The following is a 25155-nucleotide window of genomic DNA, read 5'->3' as shown; positions in this document are numbered from 1 at the left end:
TTGTTTCACTCCTAAAGTTGTTCTGTTCTGTTGTCCCCATGTCATATATGTAACTTGTACACTTAATGAGGTTGTTCAAAAAGTTAGCTCCCTTCTCGGTGCCGAAAACCTGACTTTTTGAACTCTCACTTAAAAAGGGGGCCTTGGCAGCATGTTTCAAGAGATTATTTTTCCGGTCACATTTGGACTGGCCCTGTTCCTGTTCGGCATGAAAGTCATGGAAGCGGCTCTGCACGCCTGGGCCGGCCCAAAGCTGATGCGGTTTCTGCACACGACGACGCGTACGCCCTGGACGGGAATGCTGTCCAGCACATTTATCACCGCCATTTTGCAGAGCAGTACGGCGATTACCGTCATGACGATCGGTCTCGTGAATGCCGGTCTGCTCTCTTATGCCCGGACGCTTGGCATTATCCTTGGCGGCAATATCGGGACCTGCATCACCACGGAGTTGATCGCTTTAAATATCGCCAAGCTTGGCGTACCGATGCTGCTCGTTTCTTTGCTGGTGTGGGCCGGGACCGTCCTCGGGGATGAAATGCTGCCCGCCTATGTAAAACGGAAGTTCCCTTTGCTTCTTCCCTTGCAGTTCGGCGCCTTGACCGCAGCCGGGTTCAGCTTGGTGATGATCGCGATCCGCATGATGCAGTCGATCGGCCCGGCGCTGGAAGCGCGCGGCGCCATCGACTGGCTGCTGGCGCACGCCACCGGCAGCCTCCTATGGGGAGCTGTCGCCGGGGCGGTGCTGACGGCGATCATTCACAGCAGCGCGGCGGTCGTCGCCATGACGATGGGGCTGGTCGGAAGCGGCGCTCTTCCGGTTGAGTTCGGGATCGCCATGGTCATCGGCTCCAATGTCGGGACCTGTGTCACCGCGCTGATCGCCGCCATCGGGGGAACGCGTCCCGGGCAATTCGTCGCCTGGTCGCATGTTATACTCAATGTGCTGGGCGCCGCGCTGTTTCTTCCGCTGACACCGTGGCTTGAAGCTGCCGTAAACTGGCTGTCCTCGGATCTTTCCGCGCAAATCGCGCATACGCAAACGATTTTTAACGTGGTTAGCTCCTTGCTTGCGCTGCCGTTTTGCTATTTGCCGGTTTGGTCCCGGCTGGATCATTCCGGTTCGGACGCCGCACCGGCCCTGCCGCCCGCAAAGCCGGTTTAAAACAAGGGGCGGCGCCGGACCCGGACCTCTTTGGCTTGAAGCTAAGGCCGCAAACCAAGCATTCTAAGCGCTTTTTCCAAAATAAAATCGTTATTATCGTATCCCGATTTCTGCTGAAGCTTCCACGCTTCATGCGGATCGTGCCAGGCCACGCTGCGGATTTCCTCCAACTGCGGGCGCAGCTTGCCGCCTTCGCATTCCACCAGATAATAGTGGACTTCCTTATCCACATTACCATACTTGGGATGCATATAAGTATAAGCAATGATATCAATCAGCTTTATAATCCGGCCGACGATGCCCGTCTCCTCCAAAATTTCGCGAAGCGCCGTTTGCTCGACGGTCTCGCCGGGCTCTCTTTTTCCTTTGGCGAACGATATTTTGCCGTACCGATCGGTAATTAACTGAATTTGCATCCGGCCGCCATCCTTGCGATAGACAACCCCTCCTGCAGAGATTTCTTTGAATGCCATTCTGGCTGTACCTCCTTCTTATGGGCCTCAACCCGGGATCTCATCCCCAAACCCTCCCTTACCGTAAGGGAGGGCCTCAGGGGGCCTGCTGCCCTTTGGATACCCGCAAATTGGACTAACGTGCGATTGGCTGAGACGCTCCTGCTCGCTCTCCCTGCGGGATTCGCTTTACTTTGTGCTTGGAACCATTAGCGTTGCATAAACTCTTGCACAAGACAAGTTCGGGATACTTTCCAGATTTCCCGTAATTGCGCAGGCTTTCGAATCGAAACTATCGTCCGCCGGAAATCTAACGGTTGTAGCATCTGCTATTTTACGAAAAAGGGCCTTTTCTAAATTCTAACGGTTGTGAGCGTCGTTATTTGTCTTAATCTAAGCATAATTAGCCGGGTTTAAGTAAAATAAGCGCCATGGCAACCGTTAGAATTTGAAATCAACGTTTTTGGGACAAATAGCGGTTGTGGCAACCGTTAGAATAGTTGTTGTCGTCCTAGGTTACCATTGAAAAGCGTTGCTCGCTACCTTGCTTTTGCCCTAATGCGACAACAAGGATTTCAACCCTGGAGGGTTGAAATCCTTGCTTAACGCCCGGGCGGGCAAGAACCTATTTAAGCCAAGGCTTGCGCGGATTCGTCCAGGACGCGAACCAACTGGCCTTCGTTCGTATTGACGTCGGCCTTGGTGAGCTTGACGCGGCACATTTTGCCGGTCAAGTCCGGGGCGCCCGGGAAACGGATCTGCAAATAGTTGTCGCTGAAGCCGGTCGCGAAACCGTCTCCGGCCGTTCCTTTCTCGTCTCTTTCCGGAATGACGTCCAGCACCTGGCCGACGAATTTCTCGGCATAGGCAAGCTGCATCTGTTCCGACAAATCGATCAACTCATGCACGCGGGCATGTTTGATCTCTTCATCCACCTGGTCCTCCATCCGCGCGGCCGGCGTCCCGGTCCGTTTGGAATACGGGAACACATGGATTTCCGAAAAACCGATCCGTTTGATCGCTTCAAAACCTTCGCGGAACAACTCATCGGTTTCGCCTGGGAAGCCAACGATGACGTCCGTCGTGATAGCAACCTCAGGCATAAATTCACGGATCATTCTGATTTTATGCTCGTATTCCTCAATTGTATACTTTCTTCTCATGCGTTTAAGCACTTCGTTGCTGCCGGCTTGCAGCGGAATATGGAAATGACGGCACATTTTGGAAGATCCCTTCAAAACTTCCAGCATGCGTTCGTCGATTTGGCTCGCTTCGATCGAGCTGATGCGAATCCGCCCCAGACCTTCCACTTTATCCAAATCCCACAGCAGGTCCGACAGGCGGTAGTTTTCGAGATCGTCGCCATATCCGCCCGTATGGATGCCGGTCAGTACGATTTCTTTGTAGCCCGCGGCGACCAGCTGGCGCGCCTGCTGAAGCACGCTTTGCGGATCGCGGCTGCGCGACAGACCGCGCGACCAAGGGATGATGCAGAAGGTGCAGAAATTGTTGCAGCCCTCCTGGATCTTCAGGAAAGCGCGGGTATGGTCGGCAAAATTCGGAACGTCCAGCTCTTCGAATTCGCGGGTTTTCATAATGTTGCGCACGGCGTTGATCGGCTTGCGCTGCTCCTGGATTTGCTTCACGTAAGGGATGATTTTGTCCCGGTCCTGCGTGCCGATAACGAGATCGACGCCGGGAATGTCCAAAATTTCCGCCGGGGACGTTTGGGCGTAACAGCCCGTCACAGCCACGATGGCGTCAGGATTGCGGCGCACGGCGCGCCGGATGATCTGCCGGCTCTTTTTATCCCCCGTGTTCGTCACGGTACACGTATTAATCAAATAAACGTCGGCGGCCTGTTGTTCGAAATCGACCTGTTCGTAGCCCTCGTTTTTAAACAGCTGCCAAATGGCCTCCGTATCGTAAAAGTTGACTTTACAGCCCAAAGTGTAAAATGCGACAGATGGCATCGTTCAACTTCCCCCCATTTCTCCGGATTCATACATGATGCAGGTCAGGGCGGCCATAGCGGCCGTCTCGGTCCGCAAAATGCGGCGGCCCAATCCAACGGCCGCCGCACCCATGGCTTCGGCTTCCCGCACTTCTTCTTCGGCAAAACCGCCTTCGGGTCCAACCACAACGGCGATCTTGCAAGTCTGTCCGGGCGTCAGGCCCTGGACAAAAGGCTTCAATACATCGCGCAGCTGCTGGCCGTGCTCCCTTTCATAACATAAGCACACCAGATCGTAGGCAGACAAAACGGACAACAGCCCGTCCCATTTCACCGGCATCTCCACCGCCGGAATTTTGCTGCGGTGCGCCTGCTCGGCCGCTTCCTTGGCAATTTTCCGCCAGCGGCCGAGGCGCTTCTCTTCCTTCTTCTGATCGTACTGCACGACCGTGCGCTCGGACAAAAAAGGAAGAAAAGCGGAAGCCCCGATCTCCGTGCACTTCTGGATCACGGTTTCCATTTTGTCGCCTTTCGGCAGGCTCTGGGCCACCGTCACTTGCAGCCACGGCTCTCCGGATGCCGCCAGCGTCTCTATAATTGCCGCAGTCACCTGCTGCGGCTCAATCGTCGTTATTTCCGCGAGGACTTCACGGGATACGCCATCGCTTACGATCAGCTTGTCGCCCGGTTTGGAACGCATCACCCTGCCGATATGGCGGGCATCCTCCCCGACAATCGCCACTTCCCGTTCGCCAAACTGCGACGGCTCCACAAAATAACGCTGCATGCTCATCCATCCTCACACAAAAAGTACACGTTCAAAAAATGGAGGTTAAGGAAGCTATTGCTTGGTCGTCTATTCTTCCTTATAGCTTCAAAAGCTGGACTTTTTGAACTACCACTAAAAATCACCAAATTACATCATACAACTTTTAATATATTTGTTCCAGTCTTTCTTCCCGCCTCAAGCCCCAAACAACAGCAGGAAAAAATGGGCTAACTGAAGATACATCGAATAAGCCGCCTGATAAAGGGGGTCGATCGTGTGCTGCCGCAAAGCGGGAATAAACAGAATGATCAAAAAGATAAAGATCGACCATTGCTCAAACTGCTGCAATTTGCCAAGCACGCGGCGCGGCACGATATCTTCCAGAATGCGGTACCCGTCCAGCGGCGGCAGCGGAATCAGGTTGAACAAAAATAAGAAAAAGTTCGTAACGTTGAACAGATAGAAAAAAATCAAAACCGCTTGCAAAAGCCGCTCGTTCGTAATCGATTCCAGAACGCCAAAATGCCCCAGCATCACATACACCACGGTCCCCACCACGCCGAGCAGCAAATTGCTGAGCGGTCCGGCCGCCGAAACGACCACGCCCATCAAGCGGGGCCTACTGAAATTGTCCCGGTTGACCGGAACCGGTCTGGCCCAGCCAAAACCGGCGATCAACAGCAGGATGATCCCGAATAAATCGAAATGCACCGCCGGATTCAGCGTTACTCGGCCAAGCAGCTTAGCCGTCGGATCACCGAATTTATTGGCGAAATAAGCGTGCGAAAACTCATGTATCATAAAGGCAATCACCAGCGTGATCAAATAAAAAGGAAGTTGGTCCAAAGGGACGCGCAATATTTGGTTCAAAAAATCCATGCAAGCTACCTCTTTCTCGCCACGAAAGCAACCCAATCCTCTTCCCGGGCCGTTTGCTCGATCTCAAACCCTGCGGCAAGCAGCGCTTCCTCTACGGCTTGTTCTTTATTTTTATAGATTCCCGAAGCGATATAATAGCCTCCCGGCTGCAGGGCCTGGAACACATCGTCGATAAAAAGCAAAATGATTTCCGCCAAAATATTGGCCACGACGACCCGGACCGGCAGCGACACTTGCAGTTTGCCGCTTCCGCCGTCTTTCAGCACCGACAGCAAATCGCTTTCCACGACCTGGATCTTGTCCTCCAGCCCGTTCAGTTTCGTATTTTCGCTTGCGCTGGACACGGCCACCGGATCGAGATCAAGCGCCAACACCCTAGAAGCGCCCAGCCGGCAAGCGCCGATCGCCAAAATGCCAGAACCGGTTCCGACATCGATCACTTCGTCCCCTTCGCGGATGACTCCCTCCAATGTGCGCAAACATAAAGAGGTCGTCGGATGCGTTCCCGTGCCAAAAGCCATGCCGGGGTCAAGCTCGATGATCTTCTCCTCCGGCGACTGGGGCGCGTACTCCTCCCAGGTCGGCTTGATCGTTAGTCTATCGGATACCTTAAGCGGCTTGAAATACTGCTTCCAGTTGTTGGCCCAGTCGTCTTCGCTCACATCCCTGACCGAAATTTCGGCCAAGCCCGGGTCGATATCATATCCTCTTAGCTCTTCGATCCGTTCCTTCACCTCTAAGATGATCGCCTCGATATCCAATCCCTCCGGAAAATACCCGCTGATGTTGGCTTCGCCTTCGGGAATGTCGTTGGGCGGAATTTCAAACCACTGGCCCAGCGAGGTATCGCGCGGCTTATCGTTGTCGGCGTGCTCTTCGATGGTTACGCCGCCGGCGCCGGCTTCATGCAGGAAATTCGAAATCATTTCCACGGCTTCTTCCGTTGTATGTATAGTTATTTCTTTCCAAATCATCGCAAGTTTTCCTCCTTGACTCATATGCATAAGATTTATTGTACTATAGAATGCAGATGGAGACAAAAGAGAGCGGAGCGAACCGTTTTACGGGTTCCTCCGCCCTGTTCCATACCGCTTCGGGTCTACAGCCGGTATTGACCTTGCTGGCGCGCATCGGCCCGTTCACTGCGCTCCAGCGCCTCCCAATCCTCCTGATCGGCCAGCTCTTCGGAAAACTCCACGTCCTCGTTATGCCCGATCGTAAACCGCGATTTGGCCGTCGTCCGTTTCGTCCGGCGATCCTGCTCGCTTTGGCTCATCCCTTCACATCTCCCTTCCGTAATTATTTCAAACTGCTAGCGTTTGCGATAATACGTTAAATCAGTCCGCCCGCTTCCTCCACGATGCGGAGCGCCTGATGATGCACCGACTCGTCGACCACGGCGGTCAGCACGATATCGTGCCCGGTCGGCCCGCCCTGGCCGCCGTGGCTAAGCCCGCTGGCGGCCGGATCCGCCGCCGACAATATCCCTGCGGAACGGTTTGTGATCGCGGCGTCCTGCGTGATGGCCGCCAAGCTGGAAATGCTCCCGGTTACCGGATTTCCGGGATCATAACCCTCTCCCGGGTAGCGGCTGAAGCGGTCGATCGACATGTCGACGACCCGTAAAGCGCTCAGCTTGCGCGCTGCGCCTTCCGCCTGCTCCGGACTTTTGAAATACGCCAAAATATTTTTTTCACCCATACGAATCCCTGCCTTTCGTTTCAGCTTGAGAATGAAGCTGCACCGCTGCAGTTCATGCTAAGTAGGATGCAAATTTGCCGATGGCTTTATGCAAGATTGCCCGGAGTAAGCCGCTGCTGAATTAATATTTTAAATTTGAAACGCTAGCGGCTCTCGTCCGTATTACTTGCTAAAGAACAGAATATACTTATCTGTATAGGAGGTTATCCGCTTAGTATGATGAAAAAAATGATGATGATCATGATGGCATTTACGTTGATATTTGCCTTCGTTTCCCCCGATCTGGCCGATGCCAAGCGAGGCGGCTTCAAGTCCGGTCCAAGAACTTACAACCCGTCGCCCAATAAGCCGGCTACCGGCGATTACCAGCGGACCGATGGAGCGGCCACCAACAAAACCGGCGGAACAGCAGGCTCCACGACGGGGCGAGGCTTTTCTGGCGGCGGCGGCTTTATGCGCGGTCTGATGGTCGGCGGACTGGCAGGACTGTTGTTCGGGGGGCTGTTCGGCAATATGGGCTTCTTCGGCAACCTGCTTGGACTTGCCGTCAACCTGCTGGCGATTTACGTAATCATCGCTGTCGTCGTCGCTTTGTACCGGCGTTTCAAGCGCCAACCGCGCCAAGAGGATTACCGGCGTGGAGGAAGATACTAAATCATGGTTCTCGGCATGGATGAAATCATCAACGCAATTTGTCTCCATACCGCGGACAGGACGGGAGTCCGCCCCACCGACGTGCAGGTGGAACTAAGCTGGGACGAGGACACCGGCTATACCGCGGAAGTGTGGGTTAACGGCCGCAGCCGTTACCTGGTCGAATCCAATATTATGGAATCGATCATCCAATACGCCTACCGGGAATACGGCATGCGTACGTTTCGGGAAGATATTACGCTCGAACTGCACGAAGAAATCATCGCGATTATTCGGCAGGACGCTTAAATGCGACAAGGCCGCCCCAAAGAGAACGGATTCTCTTGGGACGGCCTTGTTTTGGTTTGCTTGCCGTAATGCCTTGGCTCCGCTTCGATCATTCGCCGCGGAACGCCCGTTTCATGCGGTCAAAAAACGATTGCTCATTTTCATGCGTATGTTCGCCTTCCAGCGAAGCGAATTGACGCAGCAGTTCTTTCTGCTCATCGCTCAGTTTCCGGGGCGTCATCAAGACCACTTTGACATGCTGATCGCCCTGGCCGACGCCGCGCAGGCGCGGAATGCCTTTGCCTTTGAGGCGGAAATAAGTGCCTGTCTGCGTACCGGCCGGAATCTTCAGCTTGACCTTTTCCGTCAGTGTCGGGATTTCGATCTCGTCGCCCAGCGCCGCCTGCGCAAACGTAATCGGCACTTCCAAATAAACGTCATCGCCTTCCCGCTCGAAATACTCATGATCCTTCACGCGGATGACGATATACAAGTCGCCTGGAGGGCCGCCGCGCAAGCCCCCTTCCCCTTCGCCCGTCATCCGCAGCTGAGCGCCGTCGTCAACCCCCGCCGGAATCCGCACGTGGATTTTACGCTGCTTCTTGACCTTGCCGCTGCCGGAGCAGGTTGGGCATTTCTCCTTGATGATCTGGCCCCGGCCGCCGCAGGCGGAACAGGTACGCCGGTTGACCATGCGCCCGAAAGGCGTGTTCTGCACGACCTCCTGCTGTCCGGTTCCGTGACAGACGGAGCAAACTGTCGGTTTCGTACCCGGTTTTGCGCCGGTGCCGGAGCACGTATCGCAGTTTTCGGTACGCGGAATCGTAATATCGGTCTCTTTCCCGAATGCCGCTTCCTCGAACTCGATCGTCATCGTATATTGCAAATCGTTCCCGCGCTGCGGAGCGTTCGGGTCGCGTCTGCCGCCGCCGCCGAAGAACATGTCGAAAATATCGCCAAATCCGCCAAAATCCGCGCCGGAAAATCCGCCGCCCATGCCCTGATTCGGATCCACATGTCCGTATTGATCGTAGCGGGAGCGTTTGCCCGGATCGCTGAGCACGTCGTAGGCTTCCTTCACTTCTTTAAACTTCGCTTCCGCATCCGCCGCTTTGTTTACGTCCGGGTGATATTGGCGGGCCAGCTTGCGGTAAGCTTTTTTGATCTCTTCATCGCCGGCGTTTTTCCCGACGCCCAGCACTTCATAATAATCGCGTTTTTCTGCCATCCTTCCACCCCCGTCTTGACTCTTGGGACCAGCCGCGTTATACCGTTCCCTTAATCCGGCAAAAGGAAAGTCAAAGTGCGGAAGCCGCCCGCGCTTTGACCTTCCCAGTTTACCAAAGTGTATTCAATGCTTTGCCGGTCCGTGATGCCTTAAGCTTTACTTCTTGTCATCGTCAACAACTTCGTAGTCGGCATCCACGACATTGTCGCGGGTCGAACCGCCGGCCGCAGCGCCTTCTGCCCCACCTTCGGCGCCGGCTGCCCCGGCGGCTTGCTGAGCCTGCTCGTAAAGCTTGACGGAGAGCTGCTGCACGATCTCGGTCAGTTTTTCCGAAGCGGATTTGATTTGCTCCAGATTGTCGCTTTCGACCGCTTTCTTGAGCTCATCTTTCGCCGCGTTCGCTTTTTCCGTTTCGGCGGCGTCCACTTTATCGCCCAGTTCCTTCAGCGTTTTGTCGACGCTGTAAATGAGCTGATCGGCGTTGTTTTTCGCTTCGACCAGTTCCTTGCGTTTTTTGTCTTCTTCGGCATGAAGCTCGGCGTCCTTCATCATGCGGTCGATTTCTTCGTCGCTGAGGCCGCTTGAAGATGTGATCGTGATTTTTTGGCTCTTGCCGGTGCCTTTGTCCGTCGCCGATACATTAACGATCCCGTTGGCGTCGATATCGAAGGTAACTTCGATTTGCGGCACGCCGCGAGGCGCGAGCGGAATATCGCCGAGGATAAAGCGGCCGAGCGTTTTGTTGCCTGCGGCCATCTCGCGTTCCCCTTGCAGCACGTGGATTTCCACGCTAGGCTGATTGTCCGCGTAAGTGGAGAAAACTTGCGATTTGCTCGTCGGGATCGTCGTGTTGCGTTCGATCATTTTCGTAAACACGCCGCCCGCCGTTTCGATCCCTAGCGAAAGCGGAGTTACGTCGAGCAATACGACGTCCTTGACGTCGCCGGTCAACACGCCCGCTTGCACGGCTGCGCCCAGGGCAACGACTTCATCCGGGTTGACGCCTTTGTGCGGCTCTTTGCCGGTCAGTTTCTTGATCGCTTCCTGAACGGCCGGAATCCGCGTGGAACCGCCGACCAGAACGATTTTATCGATATCGGCCGAAGTCAGGCCGGCATCGCTGAGCGCGCGGCGGGTCGGTCCAAGCGTACGCTCTACGAGGTCCGCCGTCAATTCTTCGAATTTGGCGCGGGTCAGGTTCACTTCCAAGTGCTGCGGCACGCCGTCAACGACCGTAATGAACGGCAGGGAAATCGTTGTCGTCAGCACGCCGGACAATTCTTTTTTCGCTTTTTCGGCGGCGTCCTTCAGACGTTGAACGGCCGCTTTGTCCTTGCTGAGGTCGATGCCCTGATCCTTTTTGAACTCTTCCACCAGATAATCGATGATCTTTTGGTCGAAGTCGTCGCCGCCGAGGTGGTTGTCCCCGCTGGTGGCTTTAACTTCGAAGAAGCCGTCGCCCAGCTCCAAAATCGATACGTCGAACGTACCGCCGCCCAAGTCGTAAACCAGGATCGTTTGATCCTCGGCTTTCTCCAGGCCGTAGGCAAGCGCCGCCGCCGTCGGTTCGTTGACGATCCGCAGCACTTCCAGGCCGGCGATTTTCCCGGCATCCTTCGTCGCTTGACGCTGGCTGTCGTTAAAATAAGCCGGAACCGTGATGACCGCCTGGGTTACAGGTTGGCCCAAATAAGCTTCGGCGTCTGATTTCAGCTTCTGCAAAATGATCGCCGAAATCTCCTGCGGCGTAAATTCTTTGCCGTCGATGGCTTCTTTATGGTTCGTCCCCATATGTCTTTTGATGGAGATGATCGTGCGGTCCGGGTTTGTAATCGCCTGGCGTTTTGCCGTTTCCCCGACGATCCGTTCGCCGTCCTTCTTGAAACCGACGACGGAAGGAGTCGTACGTCCGCCTTCCGGGTTCGGAATGACGACGGCTTCACCGCCTTCCATGACCGCAACGCAAGAGTTGGTCGTTCCAAGGTCAATACCGATAACTTTGCTCATTTGCTTATGTCCTCCTTAAATAGGTGCATGTTTTTCTATGTGTATCAGCATGTGGTTCAGCCGCTGACTTTGACCATCGCCGGGCGCAGCACTTTGTCTTTCAACAAATATCCCTTTTGCACGACCTCGACGACGGTGCCTTCCTCGTATTCCTCGGATTCCACCTGCATGATCGCCTGATGGAATTCGGGATTAAACGGCGTACCCTCGGCTTCCATCGCAGTGAGTCCCTCCGCTTTCAGCACGCCCTCAAGCTGGCGGAAAATCATTTCCACGCCTTTCGCATACGAGCTGGTATCCGCGCTTTCGCCCGCGGAGCTGATCGCTCTTTCGAAGTTATCGATCACGGGCAGCAGCTCGGTAATCAGCTTGGCGGAAGCGTATTTTCCCAGTTCTTCCTTTTCCTTCAACGTCCGGCGCCGGAAATTATCGAAATCGGCTTGGGCGCGAAGCAGCCGCTGCTGGTATTCCTCGTTCTCCGCCTGCAATTTTGCCAGTTCGCCGCTCAAAGCGGCGCCGCCTTCCGCTGCGGAGCCCGCCGCTTCGTCTTCGTTCACCTGTTCCTGCGGCTCCTGCTGAAGCGCTTCGTCCTGCCTGTTCTCTTCCGTTTCCAGGTTTTGCTCATCTTTAACGTTATCGTTCATCTCTTGTTCTTCCTCTACATTGTGATTGATGTTGTCTTGAATTGGCTGTGATTCCTTCAAGATGTTCACCTCCTTAACATGCAGTCAGGGCCAAAGTTCATGCATGTTAATGCAGCCGGGACAAAAATTTGCTCAAATCCTTCGATAAAATGTCCAAAATTCGCATCACCCGGCCGTATTCCATCCGGGTTGGCCCAAGAATACCGATCGTCCCGACCGTTTCCCCTTCAATTTGATACGTTGCGGTGATCAGGCTGCAGTTGGCGAAAGCTTCGTGGTCGTTTTCCGTGCCGATCCTCACTTGAATGCCCGAGCCGAGGGATGCCGAAGACATCATTTTCGTCAACGTCGGCGTCTCCTCCAGCAGATCCAGGATGCTCTTGACTTTGTCCACATCGCGGAATTCCGGCTGCGTCAGCATGTTGGTAGCCCCGCTCAGGAACAGGCGCTGCCCGTCCGAACCGCTGTCCAGCACTTGATCAAGCACCTTCATCAGCTCTTCAAAATGCTCGATATGCCGCTGCATTTCCTGACCGATTTCGTTATAAAGGGCGGTTTTCAGTTTGTAGATCGGCAGCCCCGCAAGCTTAACGTTAAGCAGGTTGACCACTCTTTCCATCTCCGAAACCGATACGCCGGCCGGAATGGACACGGTTTTGTTCTCCACTTGTCCCGTATTCGTGACCAAGATCGCCACCGCCGTGTTCTCGTTCAGCGACAGCAACCCGAAATGGCGCAAAGACGTATGAAAAACTTCCGGCCCCAGCAGGATGGAAGTGTAATTGGTCATATGGGATAAAATCGTGCCGGCATGCTGAATGACCTGTTCCGCCGCATTCAGCTTCTCGGCAAAAAAAGCCTTGAGGGTTTTAAGCTCTTCCGGCGTAATCAGATTAAGCGGAGTCAGGTGATCCACGTAGTAACGGTAGCCTTTAATGGAAGGTATTCGTCCCGCCGACGTATGCGGCTGCTCCAAGAAACCGAGCTCCTCCAAATCCGCCATCTCGTTGCGGATCGTCGCCGGGCTGTACCCGACATCCCCACGTTTGGAAATACTCCGGGACCCCACCGGCTCCGCCGATCGAATATAGTCATCCACAATCGCAGTCAATATCATTCTTTGGCGTTCCGTTAACATGGCAATCCCTCCTGATCCAATTTATCGTCCGTTAGCACTCGTTAGCTTAGAGTGCTAATCGCTAATACAAAAATACCAAACCGACCTGACGATTGTCAAGTCAGTCCAGTATCTTAAGCACGGCTATTTCGTCGCAGCAGTGCTGCTTTGCGCAGTTGACACAGTCCGTCCATACTTTTTCCGGGAAAATTTCTTTATCTACCACCGTAAAACCGTTTTTCACAAAAAATGAAACCTCATAGGTCAAAGCCATCACTTTCGGGATCGCCAGCTTCCGCGCTTGCTCCACCAGCTTCTCCACCAGCATGGAGCCGAGGCCTCGCCCTTTGTACCCTTCGGCGATGCCGAGAGAACGGATTTCCACAAGCTCCTCGCCGAGCTTACACAGCGAGCCGCACCCCACGACCCGCCCATCCACTTCCGCGACGACGAAATCGTTGATCTGACGTTCGAGCACTGCGCGGGAACGCGGCAGCATGATCCCTCTCTTGGCATATTCATCAATCATCGTAAAAAGAGGTTCGACGTCCTCAAGTTTCGCCTGTCTGCATACGGCAACGGCTTGCATTGCTTATCCCCCTCGATCTCCCAAGTCATGTAATATGAATAAATATACATGATTAGGTATAAAACTTCAAGCCATTTCTCGCCGATCCTAAAGGTTGCGCACCAGCCTAAAACAGGCAGCCGCCTCGCTTGATATCAAGCCGGGCGGCTGCCTGTTTTGTTCATTCTGCGATTGAATATATTCGGTTATACCGTTAATACGCCGATAAACTCGGCAAACACTTCATTGCCGAACAACACGCCTTGGCGGCTGAGGCGGTAGCCGCCTTGATCCTCGTGCTGCTCCAGGAGTCCGGCCGACAACATTTTTTGCAGCGGCCGGGCAAAAATCCGATCCATTTCGCTAGCCGCGCCAAACTGGGCCCGGAAGTCCTCCTTGCGGATACCGTCCAGCATGCGCAGCCCGACCATCACGAAATCCTCCATCGCCTCCTCGCGGGACACAGCGAACTGTTCCAGCCGGGGCAGGCCTTGGCCGGCCGCTTCCACATACGGGTTCACGCCTTTAATGTTGACGTGCCGCTGTCTTGCTACATATCCGTGCGCGCCCGCGCCCAAACCGTAATAGTCTTCGTTGCGCCAATAAGTGATGTTGTGGCGGCTTTCGTAGCCCGGCTTGGCGAAGTTGCTGATCTCGTACTGCTCGTACCCCGCCTGCGCCATCCGCTCCATCAGCAGCAGATACATTTTTAGCTCATCTTCTTCGCTTGGCAGCGGTAGCTGGTTTCTCTGGTACAGGGTATGGAACAGCGTGTTCTCTTCCACTTTAAGGCTGTAGATCGAGTAGTGGGACAGCCCTAGCTCAAGCGCGCGGGAGACGCTGTAGTCCAGCATTTCCACCGTCTGGTTCGGCAGACCGAACATCAGGTCGATCGACAGATTGTCAAGACCGGCGGCGCGGGCGTTCTCCAAGCTCCGGTACACGTCGTCGGTGTTGTGAATCCGGCCGATCCCGCTCAGCAGCTCGTTCTGGAACGCCTGCACGCCGAAGCTGACCCGGTTGACCCCGCCCGCTTTCATCACGGCCAGTTTTTCACGGTCGGTCGTTCCGGGATTGGCCTCCATCGTAAACTCGATACCGCTCGCCCAGCGCGGGAAATGCTTCCGCACCGATGCCAGGAAAAACTCCATCTCCTGCGGATTCAGCACGGTCGGCGTCCCGCCCCCGACAAAAATCGTCCGGATCTCGCCGGGCGGCGTTTGGCTTACGGTCAGCTCCATCTCGCGGTCCAGCGCCTTCAGATAGTCCATCACCGGCTGATCCTTCAGCACGTAGGAGTTAAAGTCGCAATAAAAGCATTTATTGGTGCAAAACGGAATGTGTATATAAACGGCCTGGGGTGCCCGCTTTTTTTCGCTGTTAGACGCGGCGCTTTCCGCCGCCGGCTGGCCGCTTGACATAACGCCGCCCGCCGTCTGCTCAAGGTTCGGCATTCCCGGTCCCTGCCGCTTCGTCTGTTGGTCCATGGTCATGCCTCCTAAACTTTTATTTATTTCATATTATATAATAGTAGAAACATTTAAAACCGGAAATCGATTCGCCGCTGTCCGTTACTTCAGCCCTCAAGAAATAAGGGCAAAAATGCGCGTAATTCCGGCCGGCGATATCCGTTCGTTTGATAAAAATAAAGTAAACCTGTAAAACCAGGCTGGCTGAGCTGCCTGAGCAACTTTAGCGGCGAAAAATAAGGACATAAAGTGTCTTTATTTCGGATCGTTATGGGATCGTTCCGGCAGCCGTTTTGTCAAGCACCGATTTTTCTTGATCGAGCCATAACTTACCGCTAATTTCCCGCCCGGGGCGGCCATTCCCACGCCTGCGCCCGCAGCGCTTATTTGAAAGAGGAAAGCCCCGCGGCTTTCCTCCCACCATAATCCATCGCTTTTAACTTGCTACGCCGCCTCGACGCTCGCAAGCTCATCCGCTTGCCGCCGGTTTCCGGGGCATTCACAACTTTCACAACTTTCACGACTTTCAATCGCTTCCCGCTTAATTGTCGTCGATCTTCAGCACCGCCATAAACGCTTCCTGCGGCACCTCGACGCTGCCGACCTGCTTCATCCGCTTTTTGCCTTCCTTTTGCTTTTCCAGCAGCTTGCGCTTCCGCGAAATATCGCCGCCGTAGCATTTGGCGAGGACATTTTTGCGCATCGCCTTGACCGTTTCGCGTGCGACGATCTTCGTCCCGATCGAAGCCTGGATCGGCACCTCGAACATTTGCCGCGGAATCAGCTCGCGCAGCTTCTCGCAAATGATCCGGCCGCGATGGTAAGCGCGGTCGCGGTGCACGATGAAGGACAACGCGTCCACCTGCTCGCCGTTCAGCAGAATGTCCATCTTTACCAAATTGGACTGGCGGTATCCCGACAGCTCGTAGTCGAACGAAGCGTATCCTTTCGTGCCCGATTTCAACTGGTCGAAGAAGTCGTAAACGATCTCCGACAGCGGGATCTGGTAAGTAATCGTCACGCGCGTCGTATCCAAATACTCCATGTTCACGAATTCGCCGCGCTTGTTTTGGCACAGCTCCATCACCGTTCCGACGTAATCGTTCGGCACGATGATCGCCGCCTTGACGAAAGGCTCCTCCACGTGGTCGATTTTGCCGACTTCCGGATAATTGGACGGATTGTCGATCGAAATCGTCTCGCCGTTCGTCAGCGTCACTTTGTAAATAACGCTTGGCGCGGTCGTAATCAGCGGGATGTTGAACTCCCGCTCGATCCGCTCCTGGATGACGTCCATGTGCAGCAGGCCGAGGAATCCGCAGCGGAATCCGAAGCCTAGCGCGCTGGACGTTTCCGGCTCGAAGCTGAGCGAAGCGTCGTTGAGCTGCAGCTTCTCCAGGGCTTCGCGCAGATCGTTGTAATCCGACGTTTCGATCGGATACAGACCGCAGAAGACCATCGGGTTGATTTTGCGGTAACCCGGCAGCGGTTCGGGCGTCGGATTCTTCGCGTCCGTCACCGTATCGCCGACCCGGGTGTCGCCGACCGTCTTGATGCCGGCCACAATAAAGCCGACGTCGCCGACGTTCAGCTCGTCCACGATCGTCATCCGCGGCTTGAACGCGCCGACCTCGATGACCTCGAACGTTTTGTCCGTGGCCATCATTTTGATTTTCGAGCCGGCTTTGATATGGCCGTCAATGACGCGTACATATACGATAACGCCTTTGTACGGATCGTAATGCGAATCGAAAATGAGCGCTTTAAGCGGACGGTCCGGATCGCCCGACGGCGCCGGCACCTTCTGCACGACCTGTTCCAGGATCTCCTTGATCCCGATCCCCGCTTTGGCCGAAGCCAGCACGGCCTCGCTGGCGTCGAGCCCGATGACGTCCTCGACCTCCTGCTTCACCCGGTCCGGATCGGCGCTGGGCAGATCGATTTTATTGATGACAGGCAAAATCTCCAGGTTGTTGTCCAGCGCCAGATAAACGTTGGCCAGCGTCTGGGCTTCGATCCCCTGGGCGGCGTCCACGACGAGCAATGCCCCTTCGCAGGCCGCCAGGCTGCGGGAAACCTCGTACGTGAAGTCGACGTGTCCCGGCGTGTCGATCAGGTTCAGCAAATATTCCTCGCCGTCATCCGCACGGTAAGCCAAGCGCACCGCCTGCAGCTTGATCGTAATCCCGCGTTCACGCTCCAGATCCATCTGGTCGAGCACCTGCTCCTGCATTTCCCTGGAAGACAGCGCCCCGGTATATTCCAAAATCCGGTCGGCCAGCGTCGATTTGCCATGGTCTATATGTGCAATGATGCAGAAATTGCGAATTTTTTGTTGTCTTGCTCTGATATCAGTCATCCTTACCCCCACCACAAATCGTTGAAGTCCAATCAATTTATTATATCAGTTGCAGGGGCTGGCATCAATCGGTACGGGCGCGCATTCTCGTTATTATCTACAGCTTCAGCATCTCCTGCAGGACGCGGTCGCCCAAATAAGGCAAATATTCATGGCCGTATTCATGATAAACGACCAACTCCATTCGCGGAAACGATCTTGTTATAGGCCGCAAACTGCGTGTAAGGCGGACAAATCGAATCGGCCAAGCCCGTCACGAAGATGACCTTCGCCGAGATACGGTCGGCCAGATTCTGAATGTCGATATATCCCAGTTTGTTGAAGAACGCTTCCTGTGTCTCGTGCAGCGGGTCCAATTCGCCGTTGCGGTTAAACGGCAGGAATGGATTTTCCAGGCGCACGAACGATTGGAAATCCCGCGTTTTGGCCACACCGATCGACGCGCCGTAAAAATCCGTACACCAGATGATATAATAGGTATCTCCCACCTTCACCAGCCGCGGATCATAGGCATATCGCGGCTGAAACGGCTTGCCGTCCTCATCCGTGAAAGGAATGCGCTCCTCGTCGATCTTCCAGCCGTAGCCGTCCTCGCTCCAACCCAGGTGCAGATGCGGGCGGCCATTGATCGTTTCGGCACGGAAGACGCCGACGAAGCGGCCTTCGTACGGGACTACGGCGCTGTTGAAAATACGGGCGATGCCTTTGGCCGGATTTCTATCGATAACCGGATTCCCGCTATGTCTCCACACCGGCCCGGCCGCATCAGCCGGTTTCTCCTGCCACGGGATGTTCGGCAAGGTTTCTCCGATAATTTTTACTGTACTCATAAGATTGCTCCTTTCATTCCACTTGATTTAGGTTAATTTATTTGACCGAGCCTTGCGCAAAGCCGTTGTAGATGAATTTTTGCAGGGAGATAAAGGCGATCAGGATCGGCACGATCGTGATCATGATTCCCGCGCAGATGACTTCCCACTGCGAGCCGTAAGGTCCTTTGAACTTGAACAGCGCGGTCGATATCACCTGCAGATCCTCGCTGGGCATATACAGGAACGGCGTATAAAAATCGTTGTAAATGTTGACGCCTTAAACGATAATCACCGTAACGATGGCCGGTGCAAGCAAAGGTAAAATGATTTTCCAAAAATCGTGAAATACGACGCCCCGTCCAGCATGGCCGATTCATCCAGCGATTCGGAAATCGAGTCGAGAAACTGCATGAAAATAGAGCAAGAAGTATATCGAAACGGTGCAAAACATGGATTTGCCCAAGCTGCTTCTCGATTTTTACGACGAACACGCCGCAATCGATTCGATCGTCACGGACAATTTTTACGGAGCCTATGAAATCACCAACTATTTGATTCAATGCGGTCACCGCGATATCGCTTACGTGGGCAACATTTATTCCACCAGCAGCATCCAGGACCGTTATCTCGGTTATTACAAATCGCTGCTCGAGCACGGCATGGTTTTTGAAGACCGGCTGCTGCTGAACGACCGCGACGAGCATGGCAGATACATCGATATCGTGTTTCCGGAAAAAATGCCCACAGCCTTCGTCTGCAACTGCGACCAGGTCGCTTACATTCTATGCGAGCGCTTGAATGCCATGGGTTACCGCGTGCCGGACGACTGCTCCGTGGTCGGTTTCGACAACGATCTGTACGCTACGCTCTCCACCCCGCAGTTGACGACGGTCGAAGTAGACATCGAGCAAATGGCCCGCACGGCCGTCAAAACGATCATGGATAAAGTGGCCAACCCTAGCCGGCATATCGGCCGCGTGCTGGTGCACGGCAAAATCATTTACCGGGATTCTGTAAAAACAATCAATAAATAGCTCTTCTGACGAACATCAAAAACCGCCGCTATCGGCGGTTTTTTTGCGTTTGATAGTTTGTTCAGGCTAACAAACCACAAAATTAAAGTGTTGAATTCTCCTGATCTTTAGATATATAGTAATGTCATAATCATAATTTGTTATCAAAATTAATATAACAAATGATAACAGAATTCAGAAATTTAAACTGGCGAGGTGAGCTCTTGCATGAATTCGTTAGCGCCTTATGTGGCCGGAATGACCTGGGGATTTATGAAAAATGCGGAGAACGCGACTGGGTGCGCGGCTTCATGCTGCGGGATTGGCCGGCGCAGCTTTACGGCCGCGAGCAAGCCGCTGCCGATGACGGCTACTGCATTTACGGCAAACGCGCCGAAGCTGTCGTCGCCGAAGCATACGCCGCCAAACTATTTTTACCATAAGCGATAAGGAGGCACATTCCCCATGGACAAACTCGATTGGTTACAACAACTGCGGCAAGAGCTGCAGGACAACATTTTGCCGTTTTGGATCAACCATACGGTCGATACCGAGCGCGGCGGGTTCATCGGCTTTATCGATCAAGAATTGAAACCCGAGCGCCAAGCCGACAAAGGACTGGTGCTGAATGCCCGGATTTTGTGGACCTTTGCTTCCGCCCACCGTCTCTTCCCTTCCGAAGAATATCTGGAGACGGCGCAGCGCGCCTACGATTATCTGCTGGAGCATTTCCTGGACCGCGAGCATGGCGGCTTGTACTGGATGGTCGATTGCGAGGGGCGTCCGGCCCAGGATAAAAAGCAGGTTTACGGTCAAGCGTTCGTCATTTACGCCTTGGCCGAATATGCCCTCGCCACTTCGAACCGGGAGGCGCTGGATTTGGCGGCGGATATCTACCGCCTGCTTGAGAAGCACAGCTATGACCCTGTGCATAAAGGATATATCGAGGCTTTGTCCCGCGACTGGAAGCAAACCGGCGACTTCAGCCTCAGCAACAAGGACCTGAACGAAAAGAAATCGATGAACACCCATCTGCACGTGCTGGAGGCGTACACCAACCTGTACCGGGTATGGAAATCCCCCGAGCTGCGGCACAGCCTGTCCGAGCTGATCGAGGTGACGCTGGATCATATCATCGACCCGCAAAAGGCTCATTTTTGGCTGTTTTTTGATGAGGAATGGCAGGTCAAGAGCCGCCATATCTCCTACGGGCATGACATCGAAGGCAGCTGGCTGCTCGTCGAAGCCGCCGAGGCGCTCGGCGATCCCGCCCTGCTGCAGCGTGTAAAAGAAACGGCTGCGGCGATGGCGGAAGCGGTTTACAACGAAGGCGTGGACAAAGACGGGGGCCTTTGGAACGAGGCCGGCCCAAGCGGACTGACCGATACGAACAAGGATTGGTGGCCCCAGGCGGAAGCGATGGTCGGCTTCTATAACGCCTATCAGTTGACCGGCGATGAGCGATACCGGACCGCCGCGGCAAATTCCTGGAAGTTCATCCAAACGTACCTGATCGACCGGGAACATGGCGAATGGTTCTGGGGCGTGGATCAGAGCGGCGCCCCCCTGCCGGGAGAGCCGAAGGTCAGCCCGTGGAAATGCCCGTACCATAACAGCCGGGCTTGTCTGGAAATGCTGGGACGTTTGCAGGGATAGAACTTTTAATTTCAATGATACGGAGGAAAAAAGAATGAATCTGTTTGAGGAAAGAAAGCAGCAATTGATGGAGCGTTACGGGCAATTAATCAACCGCCGCAACGAAAAGCTCCCTTATGGCAACGGAATCTACGACCGCTACCGTTATCCGGTTTTGACGGCGGAACACGCGCCGCTGATCTGGAAATACGATTTCAATCCGGAGACAAATCCGTATTTCATGGAACGTCTTGGCGTAAACGGCGTATTCAACCCGGGGGCGATCGAGCTAAACGGCAAATTTTATCTCGTCGCCCGGGTCGAAGGCGTAGACCGCAAATCGTTCTTCGCTGTGGCGGAAAGCGATAACGGCGTGGACGGCTTCCGCTTTTGGGATCACCCGATCGTGATGCCGGAAACCGAAGATCCGGACGTAAACGTGTACGACATGCGGCTCGTGCGCCACGAAGACGGCTGGATTTACGGCCTGTTCTGCACGGAACGGAAAGATTCGGACGCTCCGCGCGGCGACCTGTCGAGCGCCGTGGCCCAATGCGGCATCGCCCGCACCAAGGATCTAGTCGCCTGGGAGCGCCTGGCCGATCTGAAGACGAAATCCCCGCAGCAGCGCAACGTCGTGCTGCACCCGGAATTCGTGAACGGCAAATACGCGTTCTACACCCGGCCGCAGGACGGCTTTATCGACGCTGGGTCCGGCGGCGGCATCGGCTGGGGGCTGTCGGATTCGATCGAAAACGCGGTGATCGAGGAGGAGATCATCGTTGACGACCGGAAATACCATACGATTAAAGAGGTCAAAAACGGCCAGGGTCCGGCCCCGATCAAAACGGACAAAGGCTGGCTGCACATCGCCCACGGCGTGCGGGGGACGGCGGCGGGACTGCGGTACGTGCTGTACGCCTTCCTGTCGGACCTTAAGGAGCCGCAGCGCGTAACGCATCGTCCCGGCGGCCATCTGATCGCCCCGGAAGGCGAAGAGCGGGTCGGCGACGTGTCGAACGTCGTGTTCTGCAACGGCGTGATCGCCCGCGATAACGGAGATGTGTTCATTTACTACGCTTCCTCCGACACGCGTATCCATGTCGCCGCCTCAACCGTTGACCGGCTGCTCGACTATGCGATGAACACGCCGGAGGACCCGCTTCGCTCCTACGCTTGCGTTCAACAAAGACTGGGCCTGGTCGAGCGCAACGAACGGTTTTTGGCCGAACAATAAATAGGTAAATAAAAAGCGCGAACTGCAAAGGCAATCCCTTTGCGGCTCGCGCTTTTTCTGCGGTTGGCGGTCAATTCCGCGCGGTTCCGGCCTCTCCTGTCGGTTCGGAGGTGGAATTCCGGTAGACCATCTCTACCGAAATCATGATTTTCTCCTGCGGCCCGCCCGGATTGGCCAGCCTGTCCAACAGCTTCTTCACCGCGCGCTGGCCCAGTTCCTCCTTCGGGACGTTCACCGTCGTAATCGACGGTGCATGGCGCGCCGCGTCATCGATGTTGTCGAACCCGGTCACGGCGATATCCCCGGGGACCGATAACCCCAGCTCGTCCAGGGCCGAGCACACGTTCACGGCGATCGCGTCGTTCGCGCACACCAGCGCCGTCGGCAGGGAACGCGTTTTTTTCCGGCGCTGAAGCCAGGCGGCCACATCGCCATGGAACGCCCCGGTCTCCACGCCTTCCAGCTTCAGCATCGGATCGTCAGCCGCCTGCGGGGTCAAACCGTTCTCCTCCAAAGCGCTGCGAAAGCCGAGCCAGCGATCGCGGAAGCTTCGCGAAAATGCGGAGCTCCCCACAAAATGCAACTGGCGATGTCCCAAACCGATCAAATGATTGGTTAGCCTCGCCATGCCGTCCAGGTTGTTGGCAAAAACCGTATCGCTCGGAATCAGCGGATCTTCATGATCGACCAGCACCATCGGCAGTCCGCTCCGGTGTACCTCAAGCAGCAGCGAGGTCGCGATCTGGCCGACGCCCACCATGCCGAGAATGCCCTCCGGGTTCAGGATGCTCATGAAGTTCTCCCCCCGCGGCTCCGAAACGATAATCATCCCGAGTCCTTGCTGCTCAAGCTCGCGGGATATCCCCTCCAGCAATCTTCCCCAATAAAGCGACTCCTTGTTTTGAAACCGGATATTGGGCATCAGCACCAGCACCGACTGCTTGCCGGCGGATGGGGAGAGCGGCGCCCCGGCGGGAACGATGTTTTTAACGTATCCATTCTTTTGATTAAAATAGCCGAGCCGGGAAGCGGCCTGAATGACCCGCTCCTTGGTGGACTCGCTGACTCCGCCTTTACCGGATAACGCCTTGGAAACGACGAACTTTGAGACACCCAAATGATCGGCGATTTGCTGCATCGTAACTTTTTTCAAGCGGGTTCCTACCTCCGAATAGTCTTACTAACGGTTCAAATAACAATCTAACAATAGTATAACAAAGCCGGCACCTGTTATAAACCGTAAATCCGTAAGTTTCCCCGGAGAGCGGGACTCATCATTTCGTTTGATCGAATAAAGAGGCGACCCAATGGATGCTCTTTTGCGATGCCTGCTGCAGCAAATGCGCCGCTTTGTCGGCGAAGCGGTCCACAGGCGGCGGGGGCTGGGGCGGCAGCAGCAGGTCGGCGGGCGTCTGCACGGCGGAATTCCCCCCGGATGGACCGGTCTGGGCCCCGTTCCCCGAAGAGAAGCCCTGCGAGGGGAGCGGACCGCCGCTGTTGCCTCCCGTTTCATACCCGCCGTTTACACCGTTGTAATAGTAGTTATACCCTCCGTAGCCGTAACCCGGGCCGGGAGCGGAGTTCCCCCCTTGCCAGCCGGACCCGCCCTGGGCGGAATTCGCGGGCCAAGCCGAAGAAGCGTATCCGCTCCCAGCGCTCCCGTAACCCTGCGGAAATTGTCCGGTTGCGCCGGCTTCGCCGCCGGAATACCCCGGCCCATAAACGGTTGCGGTCCCGCTATCCGCCAGCTGCATCCCCAGCGTCACGCCCGCCGCAAGCAGAATGCCGTACAGCAATATTTTTCGCGTCGTTTTGGCCATGATCTCCCCGTCCTCCCGAATCCGGTCTACGATTTCTTGCTTGTCTGCGCCGCTTCGCCCGTCTCTTGCTTCCCGCCGCCTTTCGTCAAGGATCCGGCTTTTTCCGCCTCCTGGCTTTCCCAGTACAAATCGGCAAGGATGCCGGCGAGCACTTTGGCGGTCCGATCCAGCTCCTCCTGAGTGTTGTCGATCCCGCCGATTTCGATCAGCACGCTGTTCGGCGATAAGGATTGGTTGTATTCCCCGTTGCCCTGCGACGACGTTTTGCCCCAAATGCCGCGCGAGATGCCGGGATACGACTTCTCCATGCGCTCGTGGATGGAGCTGGCGAAGGCTTCGTTCAAACGCCAATTCTCGTTGCCGTGCCCGATGATAAAATACACCTGCGCGTAGGACTGTCCGCCGATCGTTGTCGTCGTTTTGTCGTGGCGCTGCGAGTCGCGGTGAATGTCGATAAAGTACTTCAGCTGCCCGTTTTCGGCCATTGCCGTTTTTACGGTCTCCCGCGAATATTTATATGAATAGTTGTAGTTGTAATTGCTAACTTTGTCCGCATAATTTTCGTACGAATGCAGCGTGGCAATGCCTTTCTTCTCGAGCTCCTTGGCCAGCGCGTCGCCGACCAGGCTGACGTTTTTCATCTTTTCCGCCGAGCTGGGGTTGTCGACATTCGTCCCCAGGACCGGATTATACGATTCTTGCGGATGAGAATGGTAGATCATAACGATGTTTTTGTTGCCGGGTTTGAGCGATGGCTCCTCCGCGTCCGCGCCCTGCTCCGGTTTCTGAGCGTCCGAGGCGCCGCCATTCTCCGGCGTGCCGCCCTCGCCCTCCCCGCCCGGGTTCGTCCCATCCTGGCCATCCTCGTCCGGCTCCGGATGATCCGGGGCGCTCCCGTGGGCCCCGTTTCCGGGCCGGTAATCTTCGGGCGCCTGCGCCAGCCCGTTGCCCGAGCCGGTTCGCAGCAAAATCGGACTGTCCGCGCCAAGCCCCGGCACCTCACGGGCAACCAGGCTTTTCGGATCGGACGGGTTGACGTCGGTCAACAGTTGGAACACGAAATTCGTCATGTGTTTTCCCGAAATCGCGGGCGTTTCGTTGGTTGGAGCCGCATGCGGAAGCTCCATCCCGACCATCTCCATAAAGAAACCGCTGGACAGGGAAGCCGCCAGCCCCTTCATCGAAGAAACCGGCGAGGTGTTAAGCTGTTTCTCGGCAATCCCGAACACGCCCAGCAGGATAAAAAATACGACCGACATGACCGTCAGCAGCAAAAAGGTCCTACCCATCGCCAATACGTACAGCAGGTTCCGTCTTAATTTCGCAATGTTCAAAGCTCTGAATTTCATTTCGCATGTCCTCCTCCAGCCGCTTTCAATCTTCATATCCCAAATCTATGAACCTA

Annotated in this window: 23 protein-coding genes and 3 pseudogenes; 7 read left to right on the top strand and 19 right to left on the bottom strand. The window is 55.2% G+C overall.

Annotated elements, in window-relative coordinates; all coding sequences use genetic code 11:
- Positions 1-151: 151 nt before the first annotated feature.
- Positions 152-1165 carry a Na/Pi cotransporter family protein gene (locus NYE74_RS14120; protein WP_051985363.1) on the top strand — a complete coding sequence of 338 codons (1014 nt, stop codon included), beginning with the start codon at positions 152-154 and terminating at the stop codon, positions 1163-1165.
- Between the two features lie 41 nt (positions 1166-1206).
- On the opposite strand, the gene NYE74_RS14115 is transcribed toward NYE74_RS14120, so the two are convergent.
- The 7 genes from NYE74_RS14115 to NYE74_RS14085 form a co-directional block, all read right to left on the bottom strand.
- Complete coding sequence (locus NYE74_RS14115; RefSeq protein WP_036621276.1) at positions 1207-1638, bottom strand: NUDIX hydrolase; 432 nt, start codon at positions 1636-1638, stop codon at positions 1207-1209.
- A 608-nt stretch (positions 1639-2246) separates the two neighbouring features.
- Complete coding sequence (gene mtaB / locus NYE74_RS14110) at positions 2247-3590, bottom strand: tRNA (N(6)-L-threonylcarbamoyladenosine(37)-C(2))-methylthiotransferase MtaB (protein WP_036621275.1); 1344 nt, start codon at positions 3588-3590, stop codon at positions 2247-2249.
- 3 nt (positions 3591-3593) lie between these two features.
- Positions 3594-4358 carry a 16S rRNA (uracil(1498)-N(3))-methyltransferase gene (locus tag NYE74_RS14105; RefSeq protein WP_341004870.1) on the bottom strand — a complete coding sequence of 255 codons (765 nt, stop codon included), beginning with the start codon at positions 4356-4358 and terminating at the stop codon, positions 3594-3596.
- 177 nt (positions 4359-4535) lie between these two features.
- The gene (locus NYE74_RS14100) at positions 4536-5219 is read right to left on the bottom strand and encodes a site-2 protease family protein (RefSeq protein WP_341004869.1); all 684 of its coding nucleotides are present in this window, start codon (positions 5217-5219) and stop codon (positions 4536-4538) included.
- A gap of 5 nt (positions 5220-5224) precedes the next feature.
- Entirely contained in the window at positions 5225-6193 is a 969-nt protein-coding gene (prmA, locus tag NYE74_RS14095) for a 50S ribosomal protein L11 methyltransferase (RefSeq protein WP_341004868.1), read from the bottom strand.
- Positions 6194-6318: 125 nt separating this feature from the next.
- On the bottom strand, positions 6319-6495 hold the full coding sequence (locus NYE74_RS14090; RefSeq protein ID WP_082207721.1) for a YfhD family protein: 177 nt from the start codon (positions 6493-6495) through the stop codon (positions 6319-6321).
- A gap of 56 nt (positions 6496-6551) precedes the next feature.
- Positions 6552-6920 (bottom strand): hypothetical protein, encoded by a 369-nt coding sequence (locus NYE74_RS14085; RefSeq protein WP_036621267.1) that lies wholly within the window; start codon positions 6918-6920, stop codon positions 6552-6554.
- Between the two features lie 216 nt (positions 6921-7136).
- Here NYE74_RS14085 and NYE74_RS14080 point away from each other — a divergent pair, with 216 nt between their 5' ends.
- Both NYE74_RS14080 and NYE74_RS14075 read left to right on the top strand, forming a co-directional pair.
- On the top strand, positions 7137-7574 hold the full coding sequence (locus NYE74_RS14080) for a hypothetical protein (protein WP_328272166.1): 438 nt from the start codon (positions 7137-7139) through the stop codon (positions 7572-7574).
- A gap of 3 nt (positions 7575-7577) precedes the next feature.
- On the top strand, positions 7578-7862 hold the full coding sequence (locus tag NYE74_RS14075) for a DUF2653 family protein (RefSeq protein ID WP_328272167.1): 285 nt from the start codon (positions 7578-7580) through the stop codon (positions 7860-7862).
- 88 nt (positions 7863-7950) lie between these two features.
- Here the strand turns inward: NYE74_RS14075 and dnaJ are convergent, their stop codons facing one another.
- From dnaJ to NYE74_RS14025, 9 genes and pseudogenes are all read right to left on the bottom strand, one after another.
- Positions 7951-9069, bottom strand: a complete 1119-nt coding sequence (dnaJ, locus tag NYE74_RS14070; RefSeq protein WP_341004867.1) for a molecular chaperone DnaJ — start codon at positions 9067-9069, stop codon at positions 7951-7953.
- 156 nt (positions 9070-9225) lie between these two features.
- A complete protein-coding gene (gene dnaK, locus NYE74_RS14065; protein ID WP_036621256.1) occupies positions 9226-11076 on the bottom strand; it encodes a molecular chaperone DnaK in 1851 nt (616 codons plus the stop codon).
- Between the two features lie 56 nt (positions 11077-11132).
- Positions 11133-11720 (bottom strand): nucleotide exchange factor GrpE, encoded by a 588-nt coding sequence (gene grpE, locus NYE74_RS14060; RefSeq protein ID WP_328272175.1) that lies wholly within the window; start codon positions 11718-11720, stop codon positions 11133-11135.
- Positions 11721-11826: 106 nt separating this feature from the next.
- On the bottom strand, positions 11827-12858 hold the full coding sequence (gene hrcA, locus NYE74_RS14055) for a heat-inducible transcriptional repressor HrcA (RefSeq protein ID WP_036621253.1): 1032 nt from the start codon (positions 12856-12858) through the stop codon (positions 11827-11829).
- A 100-nt stretch (positions 12859-12958) separates the two neighbouring features.
- Positions 12959-13426: an N-acetyltransferase gene (locus tag NYE74_RS14050; protein ID WP_036621250.1), complete on the bottom strand. Its 468-nt coding sequence runs from the start codon at positions 13424-13426 to the stop codon at positions 12959-12961.
- Positions 13427-13611: 185 nt separating this feature from the next.
- Positions 13612-14826 (bottom strand): radical SAM family heme chaperone HemW, encoded by a 1215-nt coding sequence (gene hemW, locus NYE74_RS14045; protein ID WP_328272176.1) that lies wholly within the window; start codon positions 14824-14826, stop codon positions 13612-13614.
- Between the two features lie 589 nt (positions 14827-15415).
- Positions 15416-17233, bottom strand: a complete 1818-nt coding sequence (gene lepA / locus NYE74_RS14040) for a translation elongation factor 4 (RefSeq protein WP_036621246.1) — start codon at positions 17231-17233, stop codon at positions 15416-15418.
- Between the two features lie 97 nt (positions 17234-17330).
- Positions 17331-18063: pseudogene (locus tag NYE74_RS33335) on the bottom strand (acetylxylan esterase).
- A gap of 37 nt (positions 18064-18100) precedes the next feature.
- Positions 18101-18462, bottom strand: a pseudogene (locus tag NYE74_RS14025) (ABC transporter permease subunit); the annotation flags it as partial.
- Between the two features lie 2 nt (positions 18463-18464).
- On the opposite strand from NYE74_RS14025, the pseudogene NYE74_RS14020 reads away from it, so the two are divergent.
- From NYE74_RS14020 to NYE74_RS14005, 4 genes and pseudogenes are all read left to right on the top strand, one after another.
- Positions 18465-19079 (top strand): annotated as a pseudogene (locus tag NYE74_RS14020) (substrate-binding domain-containing protein); the annotation flags it as partial.
- Positions 19080-19240: 161 nt separating this feature from the next.
- Complete coding sequence (locus NYE74_RS14015) at positions 19241-19501, top strand: glycoside hydrolase family 113 (RefSeq protein WP_445323401.1); 261 nt, start codon at positions 19241-19243, stop codon at positions 19499-19501.
- A 22-nt stretch (positions 19502-19523) separates the two neighbouring features.
- A complete protein-coding gene (locus NYE74_RS14010; protein ID WP_340928335.1) occupies positions 19524-20714 on the top strand; it encodes an AGE family epimerase/isomerase in 1191 nt (396 codons plus the stop codon).
- A gap of 34 nt (positions 20715-20748) precedes the next feature.
- On the top strand, positions 20749-21930 hold the full coding sequence (locus tag NYE74_RS14005) for a glycoside hydrolase family 130 protein (protein ID WP_340928336.1): 1182 nt from the start codon (positions 20749-20751) through the stop codon (positions 21928-21930).
- Between the two features lie 70 nt (positions 21931-22000).
- Here NYE74_RS14005 and NYE74_RS14000 read toward each other — a convergent pair whose 3' ends face one another.
- From NYE74_RS14000 to NYE74_RS13990, 3 genes are all read right to left on the bottom strand, one after another.
- Positions 22001-23083 carry a LacI family DNA-binding transcriptional regulator gene (locus NYE74_RS14000; protein ID WP_340928337.1) on the bottom strand — a complete coding sequence of 361 codons (1083 nt, stop codon included), beginning with the start codon at positions 23081-23083 and terminating at the stop codon, positions 22001-22003.
- A gap of 121 nt (positions 23084-23204) precedes the next feature.
- Positions 23205-23750 (bottom strand): hypothetical protein, encoded by a 546-nt coding sequence (locus NYE74_RS13995; protein ID WP_340928339.1) that lies wholly within the window; start codon positions 23748-23750, stop codon positions 23205-23207.
- Positions 23751-23776: 26 nt separating this feature from the next.
- Complete coding sequence (locus tag NYE74_RS13990) at positions 23777-25099, bottom strand: stage II sporulation protein P (protein WP_340928341.1); 1323 nt, start codon at positions 25097-25099, stop codon at positions 23777-23779.
- Positions 25100-25155 lie beyond the last annotated feature (56 nt).

This window comes from Paenibacillus sp. FSL P4-0127, assembly GCF_038007325.1.
GTDB lineage: Bacteria > Bacillota > Bacilli > Paenibacillales > Paenibacillaceae > Fontibacillus > Fontibacillus macerans.
The sequence above is the reverse complement of the archived record's forward strand: the minus strand, read 5'-3'. Positions and strand labels throughout refer to the sequence as shown.